The organism is Pantoea brenneri (assembly GCF_038594305.1).
GTDB lineage: Bacteria > Pseudomonadota > Gammaproteobacteria > Enterobacterales > Enterobacteriaceae > Pantoea > Pantoea brenneri.
In genome coordinates, this window is sequence record NZ_JBCGBG010000001.1 from 522277 (window position 1) to 544099 (window position 21823).

Here is a 21823-nt window from a genome sequence, read left to right on the forward strand (position 1 = left end):
GCTACGTCCAAACGTTATATCTTTGAAATTGGAACTGTTTTTAATGAGGTGCTGGCAATGAAGGACATTCGCTTCTCCATCGTAATTCCTGCTTATAATGCGTCAGAATCGATTGTGACGACGCTGGATTGCGTTAAAGCGCAGACGTATCGCAATTTTGAAGTGATCATCGTTGATGATAAGTCCGCCGATGCGGCCGCTCTGGCTGAAGTGGTGCGCAGCGAGCGCTATCAGGACCTGAACATTAACCTGGTGCTCTCCGAGGTTAAACTCAACGGCGCAGGCGCGCGCAACAAAGGTATTGAGCTGGCAACCGGCGATTACGTCAGTTTCCTCGACGCCGATGATGAGTGGCACGCCGATAAGCTGCGTCAGGTGAGCGAAAAAATTGCTCAGCTGGAGGCCCAGGGCAAGCAGAACGTGGTGATTTTCAGCCAGGTGAACATCTATCAGGATGGCGCTTTTCTGAAAGTGATGCCGATGCAGCCACCGGGTAAAAATGAAACCGTGGCAGAGTACCTGTTCGGTTGCTACGGCTTTATCCAGACCAGTACCATCGTGCTGAAGCGCGAAGATGCGGCAAAAATTCAGTTCGATACCCGCTATATCCGCCATCAGGATTACGACTTCTGCATTCGTGCCGATCGCATGGGCTATGAGTTCGTGATGATCGCTGCGCCGCTGGCCAACTACCATCTGGTGACGAAGTTCGGCTCGAAACACAAAGGCGAGTCGGTGAATTACTCGATGTTCTGGCTCGACGCAATGAAACCGCACCTGACCCCGCGTGACATCCACACCTACAAAGCCTTTAAGCTGCCGCTGCGCTACAAGATGGACGGCAAGGGATTGATGGCGAGCCTGACCTTTGCCCGCTACTTCTTCCTCACCAACCAGGACAATCGCGCTTACTTTATGAACCGGGTCAAAGACAAGGTCCGGGCGCGTTTTGGCGGTGAAAAAGCGCTCTCCTGATGCGCAGCCAGCTTCTCTTTGCTCCTGATGCCAGGAGCAGCTCTCTCTCTATTTTGCTTATTATTCTGGGTTAAAGATGAATAATCACGTTGGAACCGTCGGCATTGTCATGCCTATGTATAACGCACGTCAGACGGTATTACGCGCCGTGCAATCGGTTATCAATCAAAGTTATGCCGACTGGCACCTTTACCTGATCAACGATAAGTCGACCGACGATTCACTCGCCTGGGTGCGGGAACAGTGTCAGGACCCGCGCATTACCATTCTGGACAACGCCGTCAACATGGGCGCCGCCGAAACCCGTAACGTCGGGCTGCGGGCCTCCAGCGAAGAGATCATCGCGTTTCTCGACAGTGACGACGAATGGCACGCTGACAAGCTGGCGCAGCAGGTGGCGGCAATCGCCGCGGGTGACAACTTTGTCATCACCGAATATCACTACAAAACCCGCAACGCTGAGCACGATATCACCTACAGCAAGCCCTATCTGCAGCAGGAGAACTTCGTTAAGAAGCAGTATCGCGTCTGCTTCTCGTCGGTCTGTTTCCGTCGTCCGCCAGAGGGCATCTTCTTCCAGCGTAAGGGTCACGAAGACTTCCTTTTCCTGTATGAACTGTTCACCCGCTATCAGCAGGCACGCGTGATTCAGACCATTCTGGTCAATTATTACGAATTAGGTGATTCCCTTTCCCGCAATAAGAACAAAGCGGCGAAATGGCACCTCGAATTATTAAGAATTATCTATAAAAACAATCCTTTAAAAATCTATTACTATTACGGCTGGTATATGGTGAATGGCGTGCTGTTTACCCTGAAGCATCGTTAAGCCAATCGGCAGGATTGTCTTTATTATTTGAGGTGGATAGCGTTTCATGAAAAAAATCGTCCTGGTGATCAAAGATGCCTACTCGTATGCGGGCACCGAGAACATCTGTAACTTCATGTCAGAATGTCTTGGCGAAACGCACGACGTCACCATTTACTCGCTGGAAGGCAGCGGAAAAACCTTCTATCCGTTTGAGCACGTCAAACAGATCGTCAGCTTTGAAGGGCAGAGCAACCCGATTAAGAGCGCGGTGGCCCGCATTCATGAAGAGGGTTTCGACACCGTTTTCCTGATCAGCATGGGTCGCCTCAGCGTGATGTTCGCCTTCTGGAACCTGCTGGCGATGAAGAAAAAGCGTGGCAAAGCCTACGCCTGCGAACATATCGCCATTAACTCCTTCAGCAAACCGATCAAGTTCCTCAAGTTTCTGTTGCTGCGCTACTACGACCGCGTGATTGTTCTGACCGATAAAGATCATCAGGTGTTCAACCGCTGGCGCATTCCCAGCAAGCAAATCCCGAATCCGGTGGTCTACAAAGGTTATCAACGCCAGACGCGTCATCGTCAGGCGCTGGCCGTGGGACGTCTGGATAACCAGAAGGGCTTCGATTTGCTGCTGGATATCTGGCGCGACTTTGCCCGTTCCCATCCTGACTGGACGCTGGTGATTGCCGGTGACGGCGAACTGCGTCAGCAGTTGCACGATCAGGCTGCGGTGCTGGGCATTACCGACAGCGTGAACTTTGTCGGCAAGGTCAGCAACATTAACGATTACTACCGCGACAGCGACATGGCGCTGATGACCTCACGCTATGAAGGCCTGCCGCTGGTGCTGCTGGAAGCCAAATCCTGGTCTTTGCCGGTGGTGGCGTATGACTGCCCGACCGGACCGCAGGAAATCATCAATCACGGTGAAGATGGCTTCCTGGTGCCGATGAATGACAAAAGCACCTTTCTGGCGCGGATGGAACAACTCGCCAGCGATGACGCCCTGTTCTATGCCATGAGCGAAAAAACAAAACAGACCGCGCTGAAATTCGACGGAAATCAAATCAAGCAAAGCTGGCTGGCGTTGGTGTAATTCGGTGCTGGAAAAGCACCCTTGCGACGTGCCTCAGGGACACCGCCATGGCCGATTATCCGGCCTTATTGACTACGGGAATTGATGCATGAAAAGAAGAGAAGTTTTACAGACCGCCGCCTCCGCTCTGGTGGGGGCTCTCTCCGTGAGCACCTTTTCCAGCTACGCTGCTAAAAGTAACGGTATCGCCCTGAAGCCGGTCGATGCCACTGATGTACCGAAAGGTGATGTGCCGATCCTGACGCCGGAAAACGTTTACGCCATGCCGCCGCAGTTCTGGCAGGGCTTTGAAGGCAAACTGTGGATCGGTAAAGCTGGCACCGACGCCAGCAAACCGGGCAACCAGATCCCGGTCTACCTGCGCGATGCCAGCGGCAACGTGTCGCAGATCGCCCAGCCGGTGGCGCTGAATAAAGGCAATTTTTCGCAGTTTATTAAAGACAATGCGGCACTGATCGCCGATCCGTCGCACTCGATGGCGGTTGAAGACAATAACGGCCAGATGCTGTTTAACATCACCGACGTCAGCCGTCCTGGCGCGGCTGATTTCAGCCAGCGTCTGGCGCAGCCGGCCGGTTACCAACTGATTGGTGAAATCCCGTCAGTGGAAGAGTTACGTAAAACCCGTCCGCTGTTCGAAGGGGCCAAAGTGAAGCTGAAAAGCTGGCACGACGGCTTCGAAGTCGGCGGCGGCGAGTTTGTCGGCAGCTTCCAGCCAGCGCAGGATGATGGCGGCGTTAACTTTGCCGGCCAGGGTTTCCACTGGCGTCGGGTGGTTGAGGATTTCAACCGCTTAACCCTGTTTGATTTCGGTGCGATTGCCGACGGCAAAACCGACACCGCGCCGGCGATCATGGCGATGTTTACCTGGTCGCAGCAGGCTAACCAGCAAATCTGCGTCCAGTTCCCGGCCGGGACCTTTTTTGTCTCAGTCTGCGACTTTGGCGATAAATATCTCAACTTCTTCCGCGTGTCAGGCGCGATGGTCAACTTCGGCTATTTCCCGGCCACTACCGTGGTCTCTGACGGTAAGTCAGAGTTCATCTTCTCGATGAATGCGCGCCGGGTTGAGCTTTCCAACCTGATTTTCAACGGTAACAGTGACAAGAACCCGAACAAACAGGGCTTCTTCCACAATACCTGTCCTGGCGGTCAGTACTTCCGTGGCGCCTGCCTGCGTTTCAATTTTGTCGGCGGTACCGCCATCAGCCTGCAGGACACGCTGGATTGTAAAATCGACCAGTGGTACGCCTCGCGCTGCAGCGGCGACGTGATCAAATCCGGCTGGTCAGGGCAGAAGCAGGGCAAGTGGGACCACAGTACCGCGATTGAGTTATCTAACTTCAATGCCCAGCACTGCCGTGGCGGTAAAGTACTGAACCTGCCGCGCTGCGGTCAGTCGATTATTCACAACGGCTGGATTGAGCACTGCGACAACCCGGGCGACATCTCGAACGGTCAGTGGATCGTCGATGCGCTGAGCCTTGAGGATTGTAAGAATCCGCTGATCGCACACAACACCCGACTCAATATGCGTCAGACCAGCCTGCAGTCAGGCAGCTGGATTGACAACTCCAGCCAGGGCGATCGTCTGCTCAGCATCTGGGAGATGGGCTCAACCCGCGTTGAGTCGTACGGCGTCGCGCTGGATGGCAGCCTGAAGTACAACTACATCACCTCGCGCTGGCGGTTAGAGAACAACACCAATCAGGAAACCTGGTTCGATCTCGGCAGCCTCTACTCACCGACGGTGGGTGATTCGTGGGAGATTGAAATTTTTGGTCAGGCGCAGTTCAGCAACGGCAGTGGCGATCAGCCGCTGATGAACCTGATCAGCGACAAAACCACCGGTGGCCGCGCGGTGATCCACGTTCAGCGCAAGAAAGGGCGCTCGGAAGCGAGCTGGTCTGCCGAAGGCAGTTCGCCGGTGGTCGACGTGCGCTATGTGGCTGAGCATGACACCGACGTACGGATCTTTATCAAACTGGCGGGCTGGACCCCGGCGGCCGCGGTGCTGGTGAAAACTACCGGTAAAGACCGTTTTGTCACCGGACGCTGCGCGCGGGTGAATGCCCGGATGCAGCCAGGTAATCCGCCAGCCGGCGATGCCACCAAACGGGCACCGCAGCGCTTCAGCCTGCACAACGGCAAAGCCGGCGTCGGTGCCAACGAGCAGGGCGACCTGCTGATGGCGTCGCGGCCGCTGTCGGCCGATCAGGTTGATACCAGCAAGCCGGAAGGTTTTGTCTCGGTGGTGATCAACGGTAAACAGGTTGCGCTGCCTTACTTCGCCATCAAGTCGTAACAGATTCAGTTATCACCGATGCATGACGGCCGCCATAAAGGAGGCGGCCGGTCTTAACAGGAGCAGGACCCTTTGGGTGCGTTATCCCGTATTGCAGTTATTTAAACAGAGTTCATTTTGCCCGTTGCGGATCTGGGCGGCTTGCAGAATTAAAAAAATTCATTCGGAGTTGTTATGAAAATTTTATTGGTGGGTAACCATACGTGTGGGAATCGTGGGGATGGCGCGATTCTTCGTGGACTGATTGATTCAATGAAGTCTGCTCGCAGTGATTTAGACATTGATGTGATTAGCCGTTATCCAACCAGCTCCGGTTATTTGCTCCAGCAGGATATTCAGCAGGATTCGCTGTTTCTGCACAATAGCAAGTCAGCCAAAGGTTTGGTCGGTTCGTTTAAGCGTAAAGTGGCGAACCGCTTGATGCCCGACATTATGATGGCGCATCTGGGCAAGGGCGGCCTGTATAAGTCGTTCGCCGTGCCGCCACATCTGAAAGCGTTTACCGAAAGCCTGGCGAAGTATGATGCGATTATTCAGGTTGGCGGGTCGTTCTTCGTCGATTTGTACGGTGTGACCCAGTTTGACCACGCGCTGTGTGCGCTGATGGCGAAAAAACCGATCTACCTGATTGGTCACTCCGTCGGCCCGTTCCAGAACCCACGCGTTAATGCGCTGGCCAACTTCGTGTTCGATCGCGTCGACAGCCTGGTGCTACGTGAGTCAGTCAGCCTTGATCTGATGAAGCGCGATGGCGTCACCAGCTCTAAAGTGGCCGCCGGGGTGGATACCGCCTTCCTGGTACGGGCGCGTGAAGTGGAAAACCCAAGCCATAACCTGCTGCACTGGCAGGGCATTATCAGCGGTCGCAAAACCATCGCTATCACCGTGCGTGAACTGGCGCCGTTTGATAAACGTCTGGGCGTCACCCAGAAAGAGTACGAAGCCGCCTTTGGCCGGGTGATCAACGCGATGATCGCCGACGGCTATCAGGTGGTCGCCTTCTCGACCTGTACCGGCATCGACAGCTACGCTAAGGATGACCGTATGGTGGCGCTGACGCTGCGTGACCATGTGGCACAACCTGAGCATTATCATGTCATCATGGACGAGTTTAACGATCTGGAGCTGGGCATCCTGCTGAGTCATTGTCATCTGACTATCGGTACCCGCCTGCACTCCGCGATTATTTCCATGAACTTTGGCACCCCGGCCGTGGCGATTAACTACGAGCACAAGTCGATGGGTGTGATGAACCAGTTAGGTCTGCCGCAGATGGCAACCGATGTGAAAAGCCTGATGGATGGCTCGCTGATCGACAAGGTCCAGACGGTCCTTGCCGATTACGACAACATCAAGCAAAAGGTCGACACGGCCGTTGCGAATGAAAGGGAAATTGGCAACCGGATCACTGCAGAGATTCTCAAAGTATTAGGGTAATGTGATGAAACTGACTTTTTTCACCATGCGTTTCCCGGTTGCCTCTGAGACATTCGTACTAAATCAGGTGACCCATTTTATTGATGCTGGTTACGAGGTGGAGATTATTTCGGTGTTTCCCGGTGATTTAGTCAACCGGCATGCCGCCTTTGATGAGTATGGCCTGGCGGCAAAGACGCACTATCTGCTGCCGGAAGAGAAGGTCTCGATTGTCGATAAGCTGAACCAGCGTCTGCGGCTGGTGCTGCCGAAGGTCACTAAGCCGTCGCTGCTTCGTTCGCTTAACGTGCGCCGCTATGGCGCACAGTCGAGCAAGCTGCTGCTGCCGTCGATCGTCGCCAACGCCACCCAGACCTTTACCGCGGACGTGTTCCTGGTGCACTTCGGCTATGCCGGCGCGCTGGCGAACAAGCTGCGTGAGCTGGGTGTGCTGAAGGGCAAGCAGGCGACCGTGTTTCATGGGGCGGACATTTCCCGTCGTCACATTCTGGAAGAGCACAAGCTCGATTACGTTAATCTGTTCCGCCAGAGTGAGCTGATGTTACCGATCAGCCATTTGTGGCAGAACAAACTGATCGAGATGGGCTGTCCGCCGGAAAAAATTCACGTTACGCGCATGGGGATTGAGCCGGAGAAGTTTAACTTCCAGCCGCGCCAGGCGTTTCACTCACCGCTGCGTATCGTCTCGGTGGCTCGTCTGACCGAGAAGAAAGGGCTGGATGTGGCGGTGAAAGCCAGTGCGATCCTGAAACAGCGGGGCGGTCAGTTCCAGTACACCATTATTGGTAACGGCGATCAGGATGAGATGATGCGTGATTTCATCGCCCGCGAGGGGATGGAAGACTGCGTCAGCATGCCGGGCTTCAAGCCGCAGGACGAAATCCGCCGCGCCTTAAGTGAAGCGGATATCTTCCTGCTGCCGTCCAAAACTGCGTCCGATGGCGATATGGAAGGCATCCCGGTGGCGCTGATGGAAGCGATGGCGGTTGGTCTGCCGGTGGTCTCGACTTTCCACAGCGGTATCCCGGAGCTGATTGAGAACAACGTTTCCGGCTGGCTGGTGGAAGAAGACGATCCTGAGGCGCTGGCCGAAACGCTGCTGAAGCTGTCGCAGGGTGAAGTTGACGTCGCCCCGGTGGTCGCGGCGGCGCGCCATAAAGTTGAAACTGAATTCAATCAGCATATCGCCTACGGCGAACTGGCACAGATTCTGGAGCGACTGGCGTGAGTGGATTTAAGTCACAGGCGATCTGGCTGTTCGGCAGCACCTGCTTTTCTGCGGTGCTGCAGGTGGCGCAGCTCAGTTTTCTCGCCCGCAAACTGGAAACCCACGAGCTGGGGCTGTTAGCGATTATCAACGCCATTCTGGCGGTGGCCGGGGTGTTGCAGGATATGGGGATGAGCAGCTATCTGGTGCATCGCCAGAACATCACCCGCCGCGAGCAGAGCACCATCTACTGGGTCAACGTCTCGCTGAGTTTGTGTACCGGTCTGATCATGCTGCTGATCGCCTTCCCGGTCGCCTGGTTCTATCATCTGCCTGAACTGGTCGGGCTGATTATGCTGACCAGCCTCAACTTCCTGGTGCTGGGACATCTGTCGCAGTATCAGGCGCACTACATCAAAACCAAGCGGATGGTCTCGCTGGCGAAGATTGAGATGGGCACCAAGCTGTTTGCCTTTCTCTGCGTGGTGGCGATGCTGGAGTTCACCTCACTGACGGTGGCCGCGGCGATTCTGGGTCTGTTTATCAACGCCTTTACCCGCATCCTGTGCATGATTGCGCTGGGTGAGAAGTCCTGGCGTCCGACCTGGGAGTTCGATAAAGCGACCTTCTTTGGTGCCATTCGTTACGGCAGCTACCAGCTGGGCTCGCAGACCATTAATCAGCTGCGTACCCAGGCCGATGCGTTAGTGGTCGGTAAGGTAATGGGCGCTGAAATGCTGGGGGTCTACTCGCTGGCGAAAGAGCTGGTGCTGCAACCGCTGAAACTGGTCACGCCGGTGATTAACCGCCTGGCGCTGCCGCGTTTCGCCGAGAAACAGCACGATGCCGAACAGCTGAAGAAACTGTTCCTCAAAGGCACGCTGGGGATCATGCTGTTCAGCAGCGCGATGTACCTGGTGATTGGCATCTTCTCACCGGTGATTGTCCGGGTGCTGTATGGACCGGCGCATGAGCAGGTCTATCACCTGATTCCGCTGATGCTGCTGTTTGGCATGCTGCGGCCGATGGGTGGCCTGACCGGGGCGATTTCGCAGGCTAACGGGCGCACCAATGTCGAGTTCTACTGGAACATCGTGGCAAGCCTGGTGGTACTGGCAGTGCTGGCGACCACCTTTATCTGGCCGAACGTGCTCTACGTGGCGCTGACGCTCTCCATCTCGCAGATTCTGATCTCGGCGCTGGCGCATCCGTTCTTTATCAAGCCGGTGATTGGCATTCGGTTTATGCCGTATGCCCGCCAGTGGGTCGCGGTTTCAGCGGTGTTTGTCGGCGTAATGATGCTGGTCAATCACTTCAATCTGTTCGTGATGCCTGAGTGGTTTGAAGGCTGGCTGTAAGCCAGCAGCAGTGACAGTAACGGGCGACCTCAGGGTCGCCCGTTTTCATTTATCGCTGGTCTCAGCCGGTTGCGCAACGACAGCCGAAACAGCCGACGCCGATCACGTTTACTGGTTGTCTTTATTCAGTTTCTGCTATCGCTGGCAATGGGCAAAATGCCGAATTTCCATGGTGTGACAGAGAGTTAGTGTCCGATTTTCAGATAAAGATTATACTTGCTGTTCTGGCCGATCCTGCATAATCGACCCACATCTTCATTTTATTAAACGGAATAAATATGACCAAGCTTAAAGCAGTAATCCCGGTTGCGGGTCTCGGTATGCATATGCTCCCTGCGACTAAAGCCATTCCGAAAGAGATGCTGCCTGTCGTCGACAAACCGATGATTCAGTACATCATTGACGAGTGTGTAGCTGCAGGCATTAAAGAGATCGTGCTGGTCACCCATGCCTCTAAAAATGCGGTGGAAAACCACTTCGACACCACCTACGAGCTGGAAGCGCTGCTTGAAGCGCGCGTGAAGCGCCAGCTGCTGAGCGAAGTGCAGTCTATCTGCCCGCCAGGCGTGACCATCATGAACGTGCGTCAGGCACAGCCGCTGGGCCTTGGCCACTCTATTCTGTGTGCCCGCCCGATGATTGGCGACAATCCATTTGTGGTAGTGCTGCCAGACGTGCTGCTGGATGATTCCACCGCTGACCACATGCGTTATAACCTTGCGGCGATGGTGGCCCGTTTTGAAGAGACCGGCCACAGCCAGGTGCTGGCGCAGCACATGCCAACCTCCGATCTCTCTGAGTACTCGGTGATCACCACTGAAGAGCCGATTGATCACCCAGGCGACATCAGCAGCATCACTAATTTTGTTGAGAAGCCAGAGCATCCTGCTGAGCTGAACTCTGACCTGGCCGCCGTGGGCCGCTATGTGCTTTCTGCTGATATCTGGGCAGAACTGGAGCGCACTGAGCCAGGCGCGTGGGGCCGTATCCAGCTGACCGATGCGATCGCCAGCCTGAGCAAGCACAAAACGGTAGATGTCTCGCTGCTGACCGGCCACAGCTTCGACTGCGGTCGTAAACTGGGTTACATGCAGGCGTTTGTCTCTTACGGACTGCGCAGCAACGCTCAGGGCCGTGATTTCCGCGAAGCGATTCAGAAGATTCTCGCCAAACAACACTAACAGATTCGCCGCGCACCCCGCGGCAGAGAGAAAGGAGTTCACATGGCTATTTTAGTAACGGGTGGAGCGGGTTACATCGGCTCCCACACGGTGCTGGCGCTGTTGCAGCGCGGTGATGACGTTGTGGTACTGGATAACCTGTGCAATGCCTCGCGGGAAGCCATTAACCGCGTCGAGAAGCTGGCGGGTAAGAAAGCGACCTTCGTTGAAGGTGATATCCGCGATCGCGCCTGTCTGCGTGACCTGTTCGCCTCAAACAGCATTTCTGCCGTGATCCACTTCGCTGCGTTGAAAGCGGTGGGTGAATCAACCCGCATGCCGCTCGAGTATTACGAGAACAACGTCGCGGGTACCGTAGTGCTGCTGGAAGAGATGCGCGAAGCGGGCGTCTGGAACTTTATCTTCAGCTCTTCCGCGACCGTATACGGTGCAGATGCGCCGGTACCGTACGTTGAGACCACGCCGATTGGCGGCACCACCAGTCCTTATGGCACCTCCAAGCTGATGATCGAGCTGGTGATGCGTGACTTCGCCAAAGCCGAACCGAAGTTCAAGGCGATCGCCTTACGTTACTTCAACCCGGTCGGCGCGCATGAGTCGGGTGAAATCGGTGAAGATCCTGCCGGCATTCCGAACAACTTGCTGCCGTACATTGCTCAGGTTGCGATTGGCCGTCTGGAGAAGCTGGGTGTGTTTGGCGGTGATTACGATACGCCAGATGGTACCTGCCTGCGTGACTACATCCACGTGGTCGACCTGGCGGAAGGGCACCTGAAAGCGCTGGACCATCTGAGCAAGGTTGAAGGTTATACCGCTTTCAACCTCGGCGGCGGTAAAGGCTTCTCGGTGCTGGAGATGATCAAAGCGTTTGAGAAGGCGTCAGGCAAAGCGATTCCTTTCGAGATCAAACCGCGTCGCGATGGCGACCTGCCGGCCTTCTGGGCCGACGCCTCGCTGGCCAACCGCGAACTCGACTGGCGCGTGACGCGCGGCATCGACGAGATGATGCGTGATACCTGGAACTGGCAGAGCAAGAACCCGAATGGGTTTAAGTAGTTGAGTTTAAAACAACAAAAGCCTGTCAAATGACAGGCTTTTTGCATTTTTAAAACAAAATATTATATGTTCCAGGTCTCTTTCATAGACCTGGAGTCAGTGTTAGGATTTCCCAAAAAAATTAACGATGTTATTATAATCATCGAGTTAACCGAATAATAAACCGGCAATTGATTAAAAGCCGCACACATGGCTGTAAATGAGCGATTTGGTAGCTAAAGCCAAGGGCGGTAGCGTGGTCTAAAGTAATGATGATCTGAGGCTTTGATGAGGATAGTGTATTTTGTTAACACGGCTTGGTATTTCGAACTTCACTGGCTGGACCGTGTTAACAAGCTTGTAGATGATGGTTATGAAGTTCATCTGATAACCTGCTTTACCGATATAAACATAAAAAAAAGGTTAGAGCATTTAGGAATCAAGTGCTGGAATGTTAATATAGATAGATTCTCAATAAATATTTTTTCTAATGTTAAAAATTTAATAGCTGTAATGAAACTATTAAACAGTATTAAACCTGACCTGATACATACTATCACAATTAAACCTAACTTAATCGGGGGAATAATTGCGAGGTTTAAATCAGTCCCTCAGATAATAAGTATAGTTGGTCTGGGTAGAGTTTTCCTGAAAGATAACTTACTAAAAAAAATAGTAACATTGCTATACAAAACAGTAATATATAAAAATAATAAAGTGCAGATAATTTTTGAACATGCTTCGGACAAAAATACTTTACAGAAAGTTGTTTCTATCAACCCATGTAATTTATATGTGATTGATGGGGCAGGAATTGACACTGACAAATTTAAATATCATCCAGAAAAAAAAGATGGCGATTTTACCATTCTCTTTGCCAGCAGACTGCTTAAATCAAAAGGTCTTGAGATTTTGGTTGAAAGTGTCAAAAAGCTAAAAGCAGAGGGTGTTTGTCTGGAATTACTCGTGGCCGGAATTATTGATGAAGAGGACCCTGATCGAATTCCTTTAGAACAAGTCAAAGAATGGGAGAATGAAGGGCTTTTAAAATGGTTAGGGATGCGGAACGACGTTGAAAACCTTTTAAAAGAGTGCAATGTGATGGTTCTTCCAACTAAATATGCAGAAGGAATACCACGCATAATATTAGAAGCTTGCTCAATTGGTCGTTCATGTATTGTAGGAGACATGCCGGGTTGCAAAAGCATCATTGAAGATAAAGTCAATGGAGTCGTTCTCAAGCAACATTCGGTTGATGCATTGAGTGCAAGTTTGAAATTTTTAGCGCAAAACCCAGGCATTAGAAAAAGTTATGGATTTAAATCTTCAGAGATTATAAAAAGGAAGTTTTCTAAAGAAATAATAATCGGTAAAACACTCGAAGTTTATAAAAAAGCATTATGTAAATAAATTAACGTCTAACAGGAATAAGTATGTTATCCGCTCTAAAAAATATGCTTAAAGGGTTTCATCATAACAGAGACCTTATATGGCAAATGACTAAGAGAGAAGTAATGGGGAGGTATAAAGGATCTTTTTTTGGGTTAGCGTGGTCACTGTTTAACCCATTAATGATGCTTGTAGTATATACATTCGTTTTCTCGGTAGTTTTTAAAACACGTTGGGGTACAGATCCAAATGCTGGAAAGACAGATTTTGCTATCGTGCTTTTTATTGGGCTAATAATATTCAATTTATTTTCAGAATGTATTGGACGAGCCCCTGGGTTGATTACGTCAAATGTAAACTATGTCAAAAAAGTAGTATTTCCACTCGAAATACTCATATTTATTAATTTCTTTGCTGCTTTGTTTCATGCTCTGGTAAGTTTTGCCGTGCTTTTACTGGCGATAATCGTATTTAAACAGCAGGTACATCTGACCATACTCCTTCTTCCTATCATTGTTTTGCCACTAATGCTCGCCATTTTAGGTTTGAGTTGGATTCTTTCCGCATTAGGTGTTTTTGTTAGAGATATAGCACAAACTATTGGTATTGTTATAAGTGTGCTTATGTTTATGTCGCCAGTCTTTTATCCTATCTCAGCGTTACCTGCCGCTTTTCAGAAAATAATTATGCTTAACCCCTTAGCGTTTATGATTGAAGAAGCAAGGAAGGTGGTTTTTTGGGGGGTCAACCCTGACTGGACGATGCTAATAATTAACCTGCTCATTGGCGGGATTGTTTGTATTGTTGGATATGCTTTTTTCCAAAAGGTAAGAAAAGGGTTTGCTGATGTCCTCTAACGAAAGTGCAATCATTGTTAATAATGTAAGCAAATGTTATCAAATATACGATAATCCTCGCGATCGTCTTAAGCAATTTATATTTCCTAGATTTGATAACATGCTAGGTCGCGAAAGCCGAAGTTTCTATAATGAGTTCTGGGCGCTTAAAGATATAAATTTCGAAATAAAAAAGGGTGAGGCAGCAGGGATTATCGGGCGTAATGGCTCAGGTAAAAGCACATTACTGCAGATTATTACCGGCACTTTAACACCCACTACAGGGACAGTAACAACAAATGGGCGAATTGCAGCTTTACTTGAATTAGGATCGGGTTTTAATCCTGAATTTACAGGCAGGGAAAATATATATCTCAATGGTGCAGTTTTAGGCTTATCGAAAAAAGAAATAGATAATAAATTCGATGCTATAGCTGGCTTTGCTGATATCGGAACACATCTTGAACAGCCTGTAAAAACCTATTCGAGCGGAATGATGGTTAGGTTGGCGTTCGCTGTGCAGGTTCAGCTTGAGCCTGATATTTTAATTGTTGATGAAGCCTTAGCTGTAGGTGATGCGCTTTTCCAGAAACGTTGTTTTCGACAGATTGAAAAATTAACCAGTAATGGTGTAACACTTCTTTTTGTATCGCATGATCAAGAGTCAGTCAGGACTTTAACTAATAAATCAGTTCTGTTAGATCGTGGAAAACAGTTAATGACTGGTTTATCTTCAGAAGTGCTGCTCGAGTATAGGCGATTGTTGCACGACGAAGAAAATAAATTCTATTCAAATCTAGCTAACGATATTGCAGAAAGAACGAAGTTAGAAACTGAATCTGTTGCTATTAATGAGCATGCTTCCGAGTTAGAGGATGATAACAACGAAGCTGAGCTGTTAGTGTCTGACGTATTACGCTCTGATAAACTTTCTTTCGGGGAAGGCGAAGCTATTGTAGATGGTGTTGAATTATTTAATGCAGCTAATGAAATTAGCAATGTTTTCAATCCGGGAGAAAAAATAACTATAAGAGTTCATTTCTCCGTTCATCAGGGCACAGATAAACTTAATATTGGTGTGCGCATAAGAAACAAGGAAGGTGTGAAAATATATTCCTGGGGGACACTTAATCAGGATATGTACAAAATAAGCTCTGGCATTAAGGATGGTTTATTTTGGCAGAAAAAATTTGAGAAAGGGTATAAAGGTTTTGTCGATCTTGAGTTTGATTGTACCCTTGGCAGCAATTTATATGAAATTCAGGCGTCTGTAACATATGAAGAAACGCCCGACTATTTTTCACAACGTATACTTCATTGGCGCGATGAAGCCGCTTTTTTTCATGTTCACGTGCTGAGGGATATCTACTTCTTTGGTGGTATTACTGATTTAAAAATGATTGCAAAGTGGTGATGAAATGCTGAATCCTGAATTCATTGATAAAATTTATGGTGTTGGTAGTTACGTATTTGTTAACTGTAGCAGTGAATTCTCGAGTTATTTTTTATCAGCTGGTTATAATGTATTAAATGTTAAAGAATTAAGTGCCGGCAACTTCAATGCAGGCTATAAATATGACTTTATGGTAGTTAACTATAGTTCTGTTATAGATAATATAGCCTTTAATGACTTTATCTCCAGGTGTCTGCATAGTTTAAACCATGTAAAAAAACTACTGATAACTGTAGATGAAGATATGCAGAAGACATCTGACTTCATTTGTTTTCACACGATGATAAAATCATCTGGTTTTAGATATGATGATGTAACAGCTGAACTTTTGGAATTACATGCTCTCGGCCAGTTGTGTATTCCTCTGATTTCGTTAAATTTAAAATCCTACGATATAGATGATAAAAAAACCGAACACAGTATTGTTGAATTGACTCAATATGTGAGACCTCATGAAAATGTATGTTTAATATATGAGGGGGGTGATTTTTTCGCTAGTATCTTATCCCAAAGGTGTATATTTAAAGATATCAAAAAATTCAGGAGTGCAGAGGCATTTTTTAAAGGCATCCGAATCATAAACGACATTAACAAAGTCAATGATAAGGAAAAAAAGAAGTATTTTGACTGTATATTCGTCTTAAATAAAGAAAACGATATAACTGATTTAAGTTCTCTTGTGAGATATACAGAGAATTTATGTCCGGGCGGTCGTATAATATTTAGATCTGATGACTTTCAGGATTTGGCACCAGACCGGTTGTTCGAATTAGAAGTTGCATATATAAGTAAAGATCGTCAGGTTCCTGATAACACCAGCGGTTGTGATATAGTCCAAGGTAGTCTGGATGGCTATTTTGTTGCAATGAAAAACCCTCTAATAGATATCCAAAAATTCGAATATATTGAAAAAACATATTCATATAGTTCTCCACCAAAGAACTTAATTATGTTTGAAAGAGATTATCTTAATCCATGGTTGCTCAAAGCAGTAGTCGAGTTTCCAACCAGAAACAGGAACCGATTTGCACTAAAGCGATATGCTAAAAAAATCTTAAGAGAATATGATAGTAAATTGCCTGACTATGCCGCTGCTATTGCTATTCTCGGATATCAAGCTTTTTCAGAAAAAAATAGCATACCCTTCGTTCTTACTGAAATTAATAATTATATAAAAGTCGTTAATCAAATCAAAAAAAAATCGCCGCATCAAATAAGATGGTTAATATCACTTTCAGTTTTGGGCGCAGAAATTTCAAAATTGCAGAATAAGAAAAACGAAGCGTTAAATTTGTACCTTGCAGCGCTCAGTTATCCATACGAAAAGTTTAGTCCAACTATAGGTACGAAAGTTCTTCAGGCATATTATAATATTGCTATGATGCTTTATACGTCTGGAGATACAATTAACTGCGAAAAGTATCTATCAGAAGGGCTTGAAAGAGGTATAGATATTTTAAATGTATCTTATAAAGAGCTTTTGGGTAGTCAAGAAAAACCACTCGTTTTTACTCTCTTTATTTATCATGACATCATTGACTGGTTGATAAAGCTATCTAATCTGAAAAATAATTTGGGTGAGCATGATAATATAATCCCTTTATTAAATGATCAGACCTGGTCAGCTCTCCTGAAAGAACGTATGGATGCTATTAAAAATATGAATAGCATGATTAAAGAAAGAGACGATACTATAGTTGATCAGGGTAGGATGCTGGAAGAGCGTATGCAAGCTATAAATGAACTTGAATTAGTCATTAAATCACAGCAAAAGCTCGTTGAAGAACGATGGGACGCTATGCAGCAAATGGAAAAAATGATTATTGAAAGAGATAATACTATATCTGAGCTTAAAAATTTAATTTAATTATCGATGAAGGGCATTGGTTTGCTTTTCGTAATTTACATCATTATTAGGACCTGAATTTATTATGTCCACCATCTCATGGTTTATTCCTAGCTTGATAAAAGGATCAGGCGGGCACCGTACTATTCTGCAGCATGCACATTATCTTGAAAGCAAAGGGCATAGTTGCACCATTTACCTGGAAGATGAACATGGTATTGGGAATCCTGCGGACAAAATATTATCTCTTTTTAATATGCATTTTAACAGCGTTGTATACGGATGGAAAAACGCTATTGCATCGGATGTGGCAATTGCAACCGTGTGGTATTCCGCAGCATTCGTAGCTTCACTTCCTTTCAATTGTAAGAAAGCTTATCTGGTACAGGATTATGAAGCCTGGTTTAATCCGATGGGTGATGCTTATTTAATGGCCGAGAACTCATACCAGTATGGGCTTACGCCAATAACTATTGGCCGCTGGCTAAAGCATACTCTGAAGGAACGCTTCAATGTTGAAGGTTATCATTTTGAGTTTGGTGCAAATCTTGATATTTATAAAAAGGATGTTCTGGTAGTAAAAGAAAAGGCCATTTGTTTTATTTATCAACCAGATAAACCTCGCCGTTGTTCAAGGATAGGTATAGAAGCACTTGGGATTGTTAAGCATAGAGTCCCTGATGTGAAAATATATCTATATGGCTCGGATGTTAAAGAAAATGTATGGTTTGAACATCAGAATTTAGGATTAATTAACCTTAAAGAGTGCAATGATTTATATAATAAGTGTACTGTTGGTTTGTGTCTGAGTTCATCTAATCCTTCTCGTATACCATTTGAAATGATGGCATCAGGTCTACCTGTAGTTGAATTGTGGCGTGATAATAATTTATATGATTTGCCTGATTCAGCTACATTGTTAGCTAAGCAGACTCCCGAAAGTCTGGCTGAAGCTCTTATTGAGTTATTAGCTGACCCGGCTCGATGTGCAATGATGTCAAAAGCCGGTGTAGATTTCATGGAATCCCGAAACCTGTCTGTTGAGACTGAGCAGTTTTCGTCTGCACTGGAGAAGTTTTTAGCAGGGGGAACCCCAGACTCGAAACCTGTTCAAAGAATGTATCAGGGGAGGCTGGTTGAGGCCGCAATAACACGTCAAGCTACTCTTGCAGCATTGCACATAGTATCCCCATCCCGATTAAGAAAATTAGCAATGTTGTTGCCTATAGGATTGCAAGGCCCATTGAAAAAATTATACCGAATTGTGAAAAGGTAATATGATAATGAAATTCAAGTTAAAAACAGTTGATGTCTGGGATACTTTATTAAGAAGAAAATGCCATCCAGATACTATTAAATATGCAACTGCAAAATACCTGTATTTTAAATTTATAAAATTTCACGGTATAAATAATATAAAAATTATTTTTGATAAGCGCGTGGAAATTGAGAGGGAAATCGGCCGCGAGACAGCACTTAGTGGATATGATGATGAGTATCTTTTTGAAGATGTTATTTACAAGTGGTGCCAGTTTTTTTTGAAGGGCTTTTCAGAAGAAAATTTGCAAGAAGCTGTTAGTGAACTTTGTAAATATGAATTTAATCTGGAAATGTCCCTGACATCGCCCGATAAAAGTATTATCGAATTATTGGAAAATAACCCATCGGAGCAGACTTTATTCCTTTCTGATTTTTATATGTCCGGGGATCGTCTTAAAAAGCTAATAGATAAGAATGGTCTTGGTGCCTACGTTTCGGATGGGTTTTCATCTGCAGACATTAAGCTTAATAAAAGATCTGGCAGACTTTTTGACTATGTTCAGGATGAGCTAAAAATAAATGCGACTGAGTGGTTACATATTGGCGATAATGAGTGGTCTGATGTAACACAACCGGGAAAAAAGGGTGTTAATTGCATTCATTTTCTTCCTCCGGAAGCGCACAACAAGAGAGTAGAACTGGAGCTTCTATTCCATGATAAGAGTAAGCTTTTTGAAAATGCCATTAATGGCATTGAAAATTCATTAACAGAAAGCGATAGTTCTTATCAAAAGTATAATGAAAACTTTAATTTGGGTATTAAAGTATCTCCTTTCATTTTAGGTTATTCGTTATTCATTCTTGAAAAAGCGTTAGAATGCGACTGCAAAAAAATATATTTTTTTACCCGTGAAGGTGAGTTTTTTATTCAGGCTTTTAACTTACTGTTGTCCAGGTTAAAAATTGATCTTCCCGAAGTGAATTTCCCAGAATTTAATATTCTGGAAGTAAGTCGTCTGGCTACTTTTGCTGCATCGATCACCGAAGTCACGACAACAGAAATGATGCGCATATGGAATCTCTACTCCTCACAATCAATGGAAGCTTTTTTCAAAACGCTAAGTATTGATAAAGCAAAATTTGAAACGTTACTCGGGAAGTATAATATCCCGTCAGAAGAAGTTATTCGATATCCATGGCAGGATTCGAGAATACAGTCTTTATTTTCGGATAATGATTTTAAAGAAATTATCATTAGCCATCGAGATGAAAAAAGAAAATTATTGACAGCATATCTAAATAGTAAAGGCCTTAATGATTTATCGGAAAACATTTGCGTTGTTGATGTAGGTTGGCGGGGAACGATTCAAGATAACATAGCATTGTGTTTACCTAAGGTTAAATTTCATGGTATCTATTTAGGACTCGCAAAATTCTTAAACCAACAACCTGATAATAGTAAAAAATATGCATACGGCCCTGATTTGAACATTTCACCGGAGTTGCCTCACTATTTAGACTCAGTCGCACCGATTGAAATGATTTCTAACTCTCCATCGGGTAGCGTAATAGGTTACCAAAATAACGGAGACAGTATTAAAGCCGTTAGGAAAATTGATAAAGGCGAGAATCAGGCGTGGGAATCATTCACGAAAGATTTCCAGGATGGTATCTTGTTTTCAATAAAAAAATGGGCCGAAGGTACTTCGCTATATATTATATCAAGTGATGATTTAAGGCCTTTATCTTTAAAGATTTGGGGTGATTTAATAACTGGTGTCAATGACTCTCTTAACAATGCATTTAGTAATTTAAATCATAATGAAACATTTGGTTTAGGAGGCTATGTATCAAAAAAATACACTCCTTCATTAATTGATATTTTTAAATCCTTATTTGACTGGAAAAAGAGACACGAGCTAATAGATTTTGTTATAGCTAATCAGTGGAGCGATGGTGTCAGAAGGAAAAACGATTTAAGTTTTATCCATCGCCATGTGCTAGCAGCTATAATTGATCTTGCCGTGTTCTATAAGAGAAAAATAAAGCGGCGTTAGTAATTAATTGAAGTTTGAATTTTATGAATTATTTACAAGTTGCACGTTGAGCTTTAATAAGCTAAGTGTTAAAAATGTATCAATGATTTCATTAGACAGGAGTAAAAAATGTCCAAGCAACAGATCGGCGTTGTAGGTATGGCAGTGATGGGCCGCAACTTGGCTCTTAACATTGAGAGCCGCGGTTACACTGTTTCTATCTTTAACCGTTCACGCGAAAAGACGGATGAAGTCATCGCGGAGAATCAGGGCAAGAAGCTTGCTCCTTTTTACACCGTTGAAGAGTTTGTCGAATCGCTGGAAAAACCACGTCGTATCCTGCTGATGGTTCAGGCAGGGGAAGCGACCGACAAAACCATCGCCTCACTGACGCCACACCTCGATAAAGGCGACATTCTGATCGATGGCGGTAACACCTTCTATAAAGACACCATTCGTCGTAACAAAGAGCTGTCAGACCAGGGCTTCAACTTCATCGGTACCGGCGTATCCGGCGGTGAAGAGGGCGCGCTGAAAGGCCCATCTATCATGCCGGGCGGCCAGAAAGAAGCCTATGAGCTGGTTGCTCCAATTCTGGACAAGATTGCGGCACGTGCAGAAGATGGCGAAGCCTGCGTAGCTTACATCGGTCCGGACGGCGCGGGTCACTATGTGAAAATGGTGCACAACGGCATCGAATACGGCGACATGCAGCTGATTGCAGAAGCTTACGCGTTGCTTAAAGGTGCACTGGGTCTGAACAACGAAGAGCTGGCGGAAACCTTCACCGAGTGGAACAACGGCGAGCTGAGCAGCTACCTGATCGATATAACCAAAGATATCTTCACCAAGAAAGATGAAGAAGGTAACTATCTGGTTGATGTGATTCTGGATGAAGCAGCGAACAAAGGTACCGGTAAATGGACCAGCCAGAGTTCACTGGATCTGGGCGAGCCACTATCGCTGATCACTGAATCAGTGTTTGCCCGTTACCTCTCCTCGCTGAAAACGCAGCGTGTTGCGGCTTCCAAAGTCCTGAGCGGTCCACAAGCTCAAGCCTTTACCGGTGATAAAGCTGAGTTTATCGAGAAAGTGCGTCGCGCACTCTACCTCGGTAAAATCGTCTCTTATGCGCAGGGCTTCTCACAGCTGCGTGCGGCTTCAGAAGAGAACAACTGGGATCTGCACTACGGTGAAATCGCCAAGATTTTCCGTGCTGGCTGCATCATCCGTGCCCAGTTCCTGCAGAAAATTACTGATGCCTATGCTGAAGATGCAAGCATCGCTAACCTGCTGCTGGCGCCGTACTTCAAAGATATCGCCGATCAGTATCAGCAGGCGCTGCGTGATGTTGTTTCTTACGCGATTCAGAACGGTATCCCAACGCCTACCTTCTCTGCGGCGATTGCTTACTACGACAGCTACCGTTCAGAAGTGCTGCCTGCCAACCTGATTCAGGCGCAGCGTGACTATTTTGGTGCGCATACCTACAAGCGCATTGATAAAGACGGTGTGTTCCACACTGAGTGGTTAGATTAGTACAAGTATTAAATCAAACCCGCGTCTCGTTTCGCGGGTTTTTTTATACCATTAGT

The 21823-nt window shown here is 46.9% G+C and carries 16 protein-coding genes; all 16 read left to right on the plus strand.

Going from position 1 to position 21823, the window contains the following annotated elements:
• The first annotated feature begins 57 nt into the window (after nucleotides 1-57).
• Entirely contained in the window at nucleotides 58-975 is a 918-nt protein-coding gene (locus AABB92_RS02300; RefSeq protein ID WP_031375330.1) for a glycosyltransferase family 2 protein, read from the plus strand.
• 76 nt (nucleotides 976-1051) lie between these two features.
• Nucleotides 1052-1804 carry a glycosyltransferase family 2 protein gene (locus tag AABB92_RS02305; RefSeq protein ID WP_031375331.1) on the plus strand — a complete coding sequence of 251 codons (753 nt, stop codon included), beginning with the start codon at nucleotides 1052-1054 and terminating at the stop codon, nucleotides 1802-1804.
• Between the two features lie 46 nt (nucleotides 1805-1850).
• Complete coding sequence (locus tag AABB92_RS02310; RefSeq protein ID WP_031375332.1) at nucleotides 1851-2885, plus strand: glycosyltransferase; 1035 nt, start codon at nucleotides 1851-1853, stop codon at nucleotides 2883-2885.
• A gap of 88 nt (nucleotides 2886-2973) precedes the next feature.
• On the plus strand, nucleotides 2974-5190 hold the full coding sequence (locus AABB92_RS02315) for a phage tailspike protein (RefSeq protein ID WP_031375333.1): 2217 nt from the start codon (nucleotides 2974-2976) through the stop codon (nucleotides 5188-5190).
• A gap of 174 nt (nucleotides 5191-5364) precedes the next feature.
• Nucleotides 5365-6627, plus strand: a complete 1263-nt coding sequence (gene wcaK / locus AABB92_RS02320) for a colanic acid biosynthesis pyruvyl transferase WcaK (RefSeq protein WP_031375334.1) — start codon at nucleotides 5365-5367, stop codon at nucleotides 6625-6627.
• A gap of 4 nt (nucleotides 6628-6631) precedes the next feature.
• Nucleotides 6632-7855 carry a glycosyltransferase gene (locus AABB92_RS02325; protein ID WP_031375335.1) on the plus strand — a complete coding sequence of 408 codons (1224 nt, stop codon included), beginning with the start codon at nucleotides 6632-6634 and terminating at the stop codon, nucleotides 7853-7855.
• The gene (locus AABB92_RS02330; RefSeq protein WP_031375336.1) at nucleotides 7852-9192 is read left to right on the plus strand and encodes a lipopolysaccharide biosynthesis protein; all 1341 of its coding nucleotides are present in this window, start codon (nucleotides 7852-7854) and stop codon (nucleotides 9190-9192) included. The genes AABB92_RS02325 and AABB92_RS02330 overlap by 4 nt, the downstream gene beginning before the upstream one ends.
• A 278-nt stretch (nucleotides 9193-9470) precedes the next feature.
• Nucleotides 9471-10373: a UTP--glucose-1-phosphate uridylyltransferase GalF gene (gene galF, locus AABB92_RS02335; protein ID WP_031375337.1), complete on the plus strand. Its 903-nt coding sequence runs from the start codon at nucleotides 9471-9473 to the stop codon at nucleotides 10371-10373.
• Nucleotides 10374-10415: 42 nt separating this feature from the next.
• Nucleotides 10416-11429, plus strand: a complete 1014-nt coding sequence (galE, locus tag AABB92_RS02340) for a UDP-glucose 4-epimerase GalE (protein ID WP_031375338.1) — start codon at nucleotides 10416-10418, stop codon at nucleotides 11427-11429.
• 267 nt (nucleotides 11430-11696) lie between these two features.
• Complete coding sequence (locus tag AABB92_RS02345; RefSeq protein ID WP_031375339.1) at nucleotides 11697-12818, plus strand: glycosyltransferase family 4 protein; 1122 nt, start codon at nucleotides 11697-11699, stop codon at nucleotides 12816-12818.
• A 23-nt stretch (nucleotides 12819-12841) separates the two neighbouring features.
• Nucleotides 12842-13654: an ABC transporter permease gene (locus AABB92_RS02350; RefSeq protein WP_031375340.1), complete on the plus strand. Its 813-nt coding sequence runs from the start codon at nucleotides 12842-12844 to the stop codon at nucleotides 13652-13654.
• Nucleotides 13644-15047: an ABC transporter ATP-binding protein gene (locus AABB92_RS02355; RefSeq protein ID WP_031375341.1), complete on the plus strand. Its 1404-nt coding sequence runs from the start codon at nucleotides 13644-13646 to the stop codon at nucleotides 15045-15047. Before AABB92_RS02350 ends, AABB92_RS02355 begins: the two co-directional genes overlap by 11 nt.
• Before the next feature lie 4 nt (nucleotides 15048-15051).
• Complete coding sequence (locus tag AABB92_RS02360) at nucleotides 15052-16953, plus strand: hypothetical protein (RefSeq protein ID WP_342550254.1); 1902 nt, start codon at nucleotides 15052-15054, stop codon at nucleotides 16951-16953.
• Between the two features lie 64 nt (nucleotides 16954-17017).
• Nucleotides 17018-18208, plus strand: a complete 1191-nt coding sequence (locus AABB92_RS02365; RefSeq protein WP_031375344.1) for a glycosyltransferase family 4 protein — start codon at nucleotides 17018-17020, stop codon at nucleotides 18206-18208.
• Between the two features lie 7 nt (nucleotides 18209-18215).
• Nucleotides 18216-20249 carry a hypothetical protein gene (locus AABB92_RS02370; RefSeq protein WP_342550255.1) on the plus strand — a complete coding sequence of 678 codons (2034 nt, stop codon included), beginning with the start codon at nucleotides 18216-18218 and terminating at the stop codon, nucleotides 20247-20249.
• A gap of 108 nt (nucleotides 20250-20357) precedes the next feature.
• Entirely contained in the window at nucleotides 20358-21767 is a 1410-nt protein-coding gene (gene gndA, locus AABB92_RS02375) for an NADP-dependent phosphogluconate dehydrogenase (protein ID WP_046288219.1), read from the plus strand.
• Nucleotides 21768-21823: the final 56 nt, after the last annotated feature.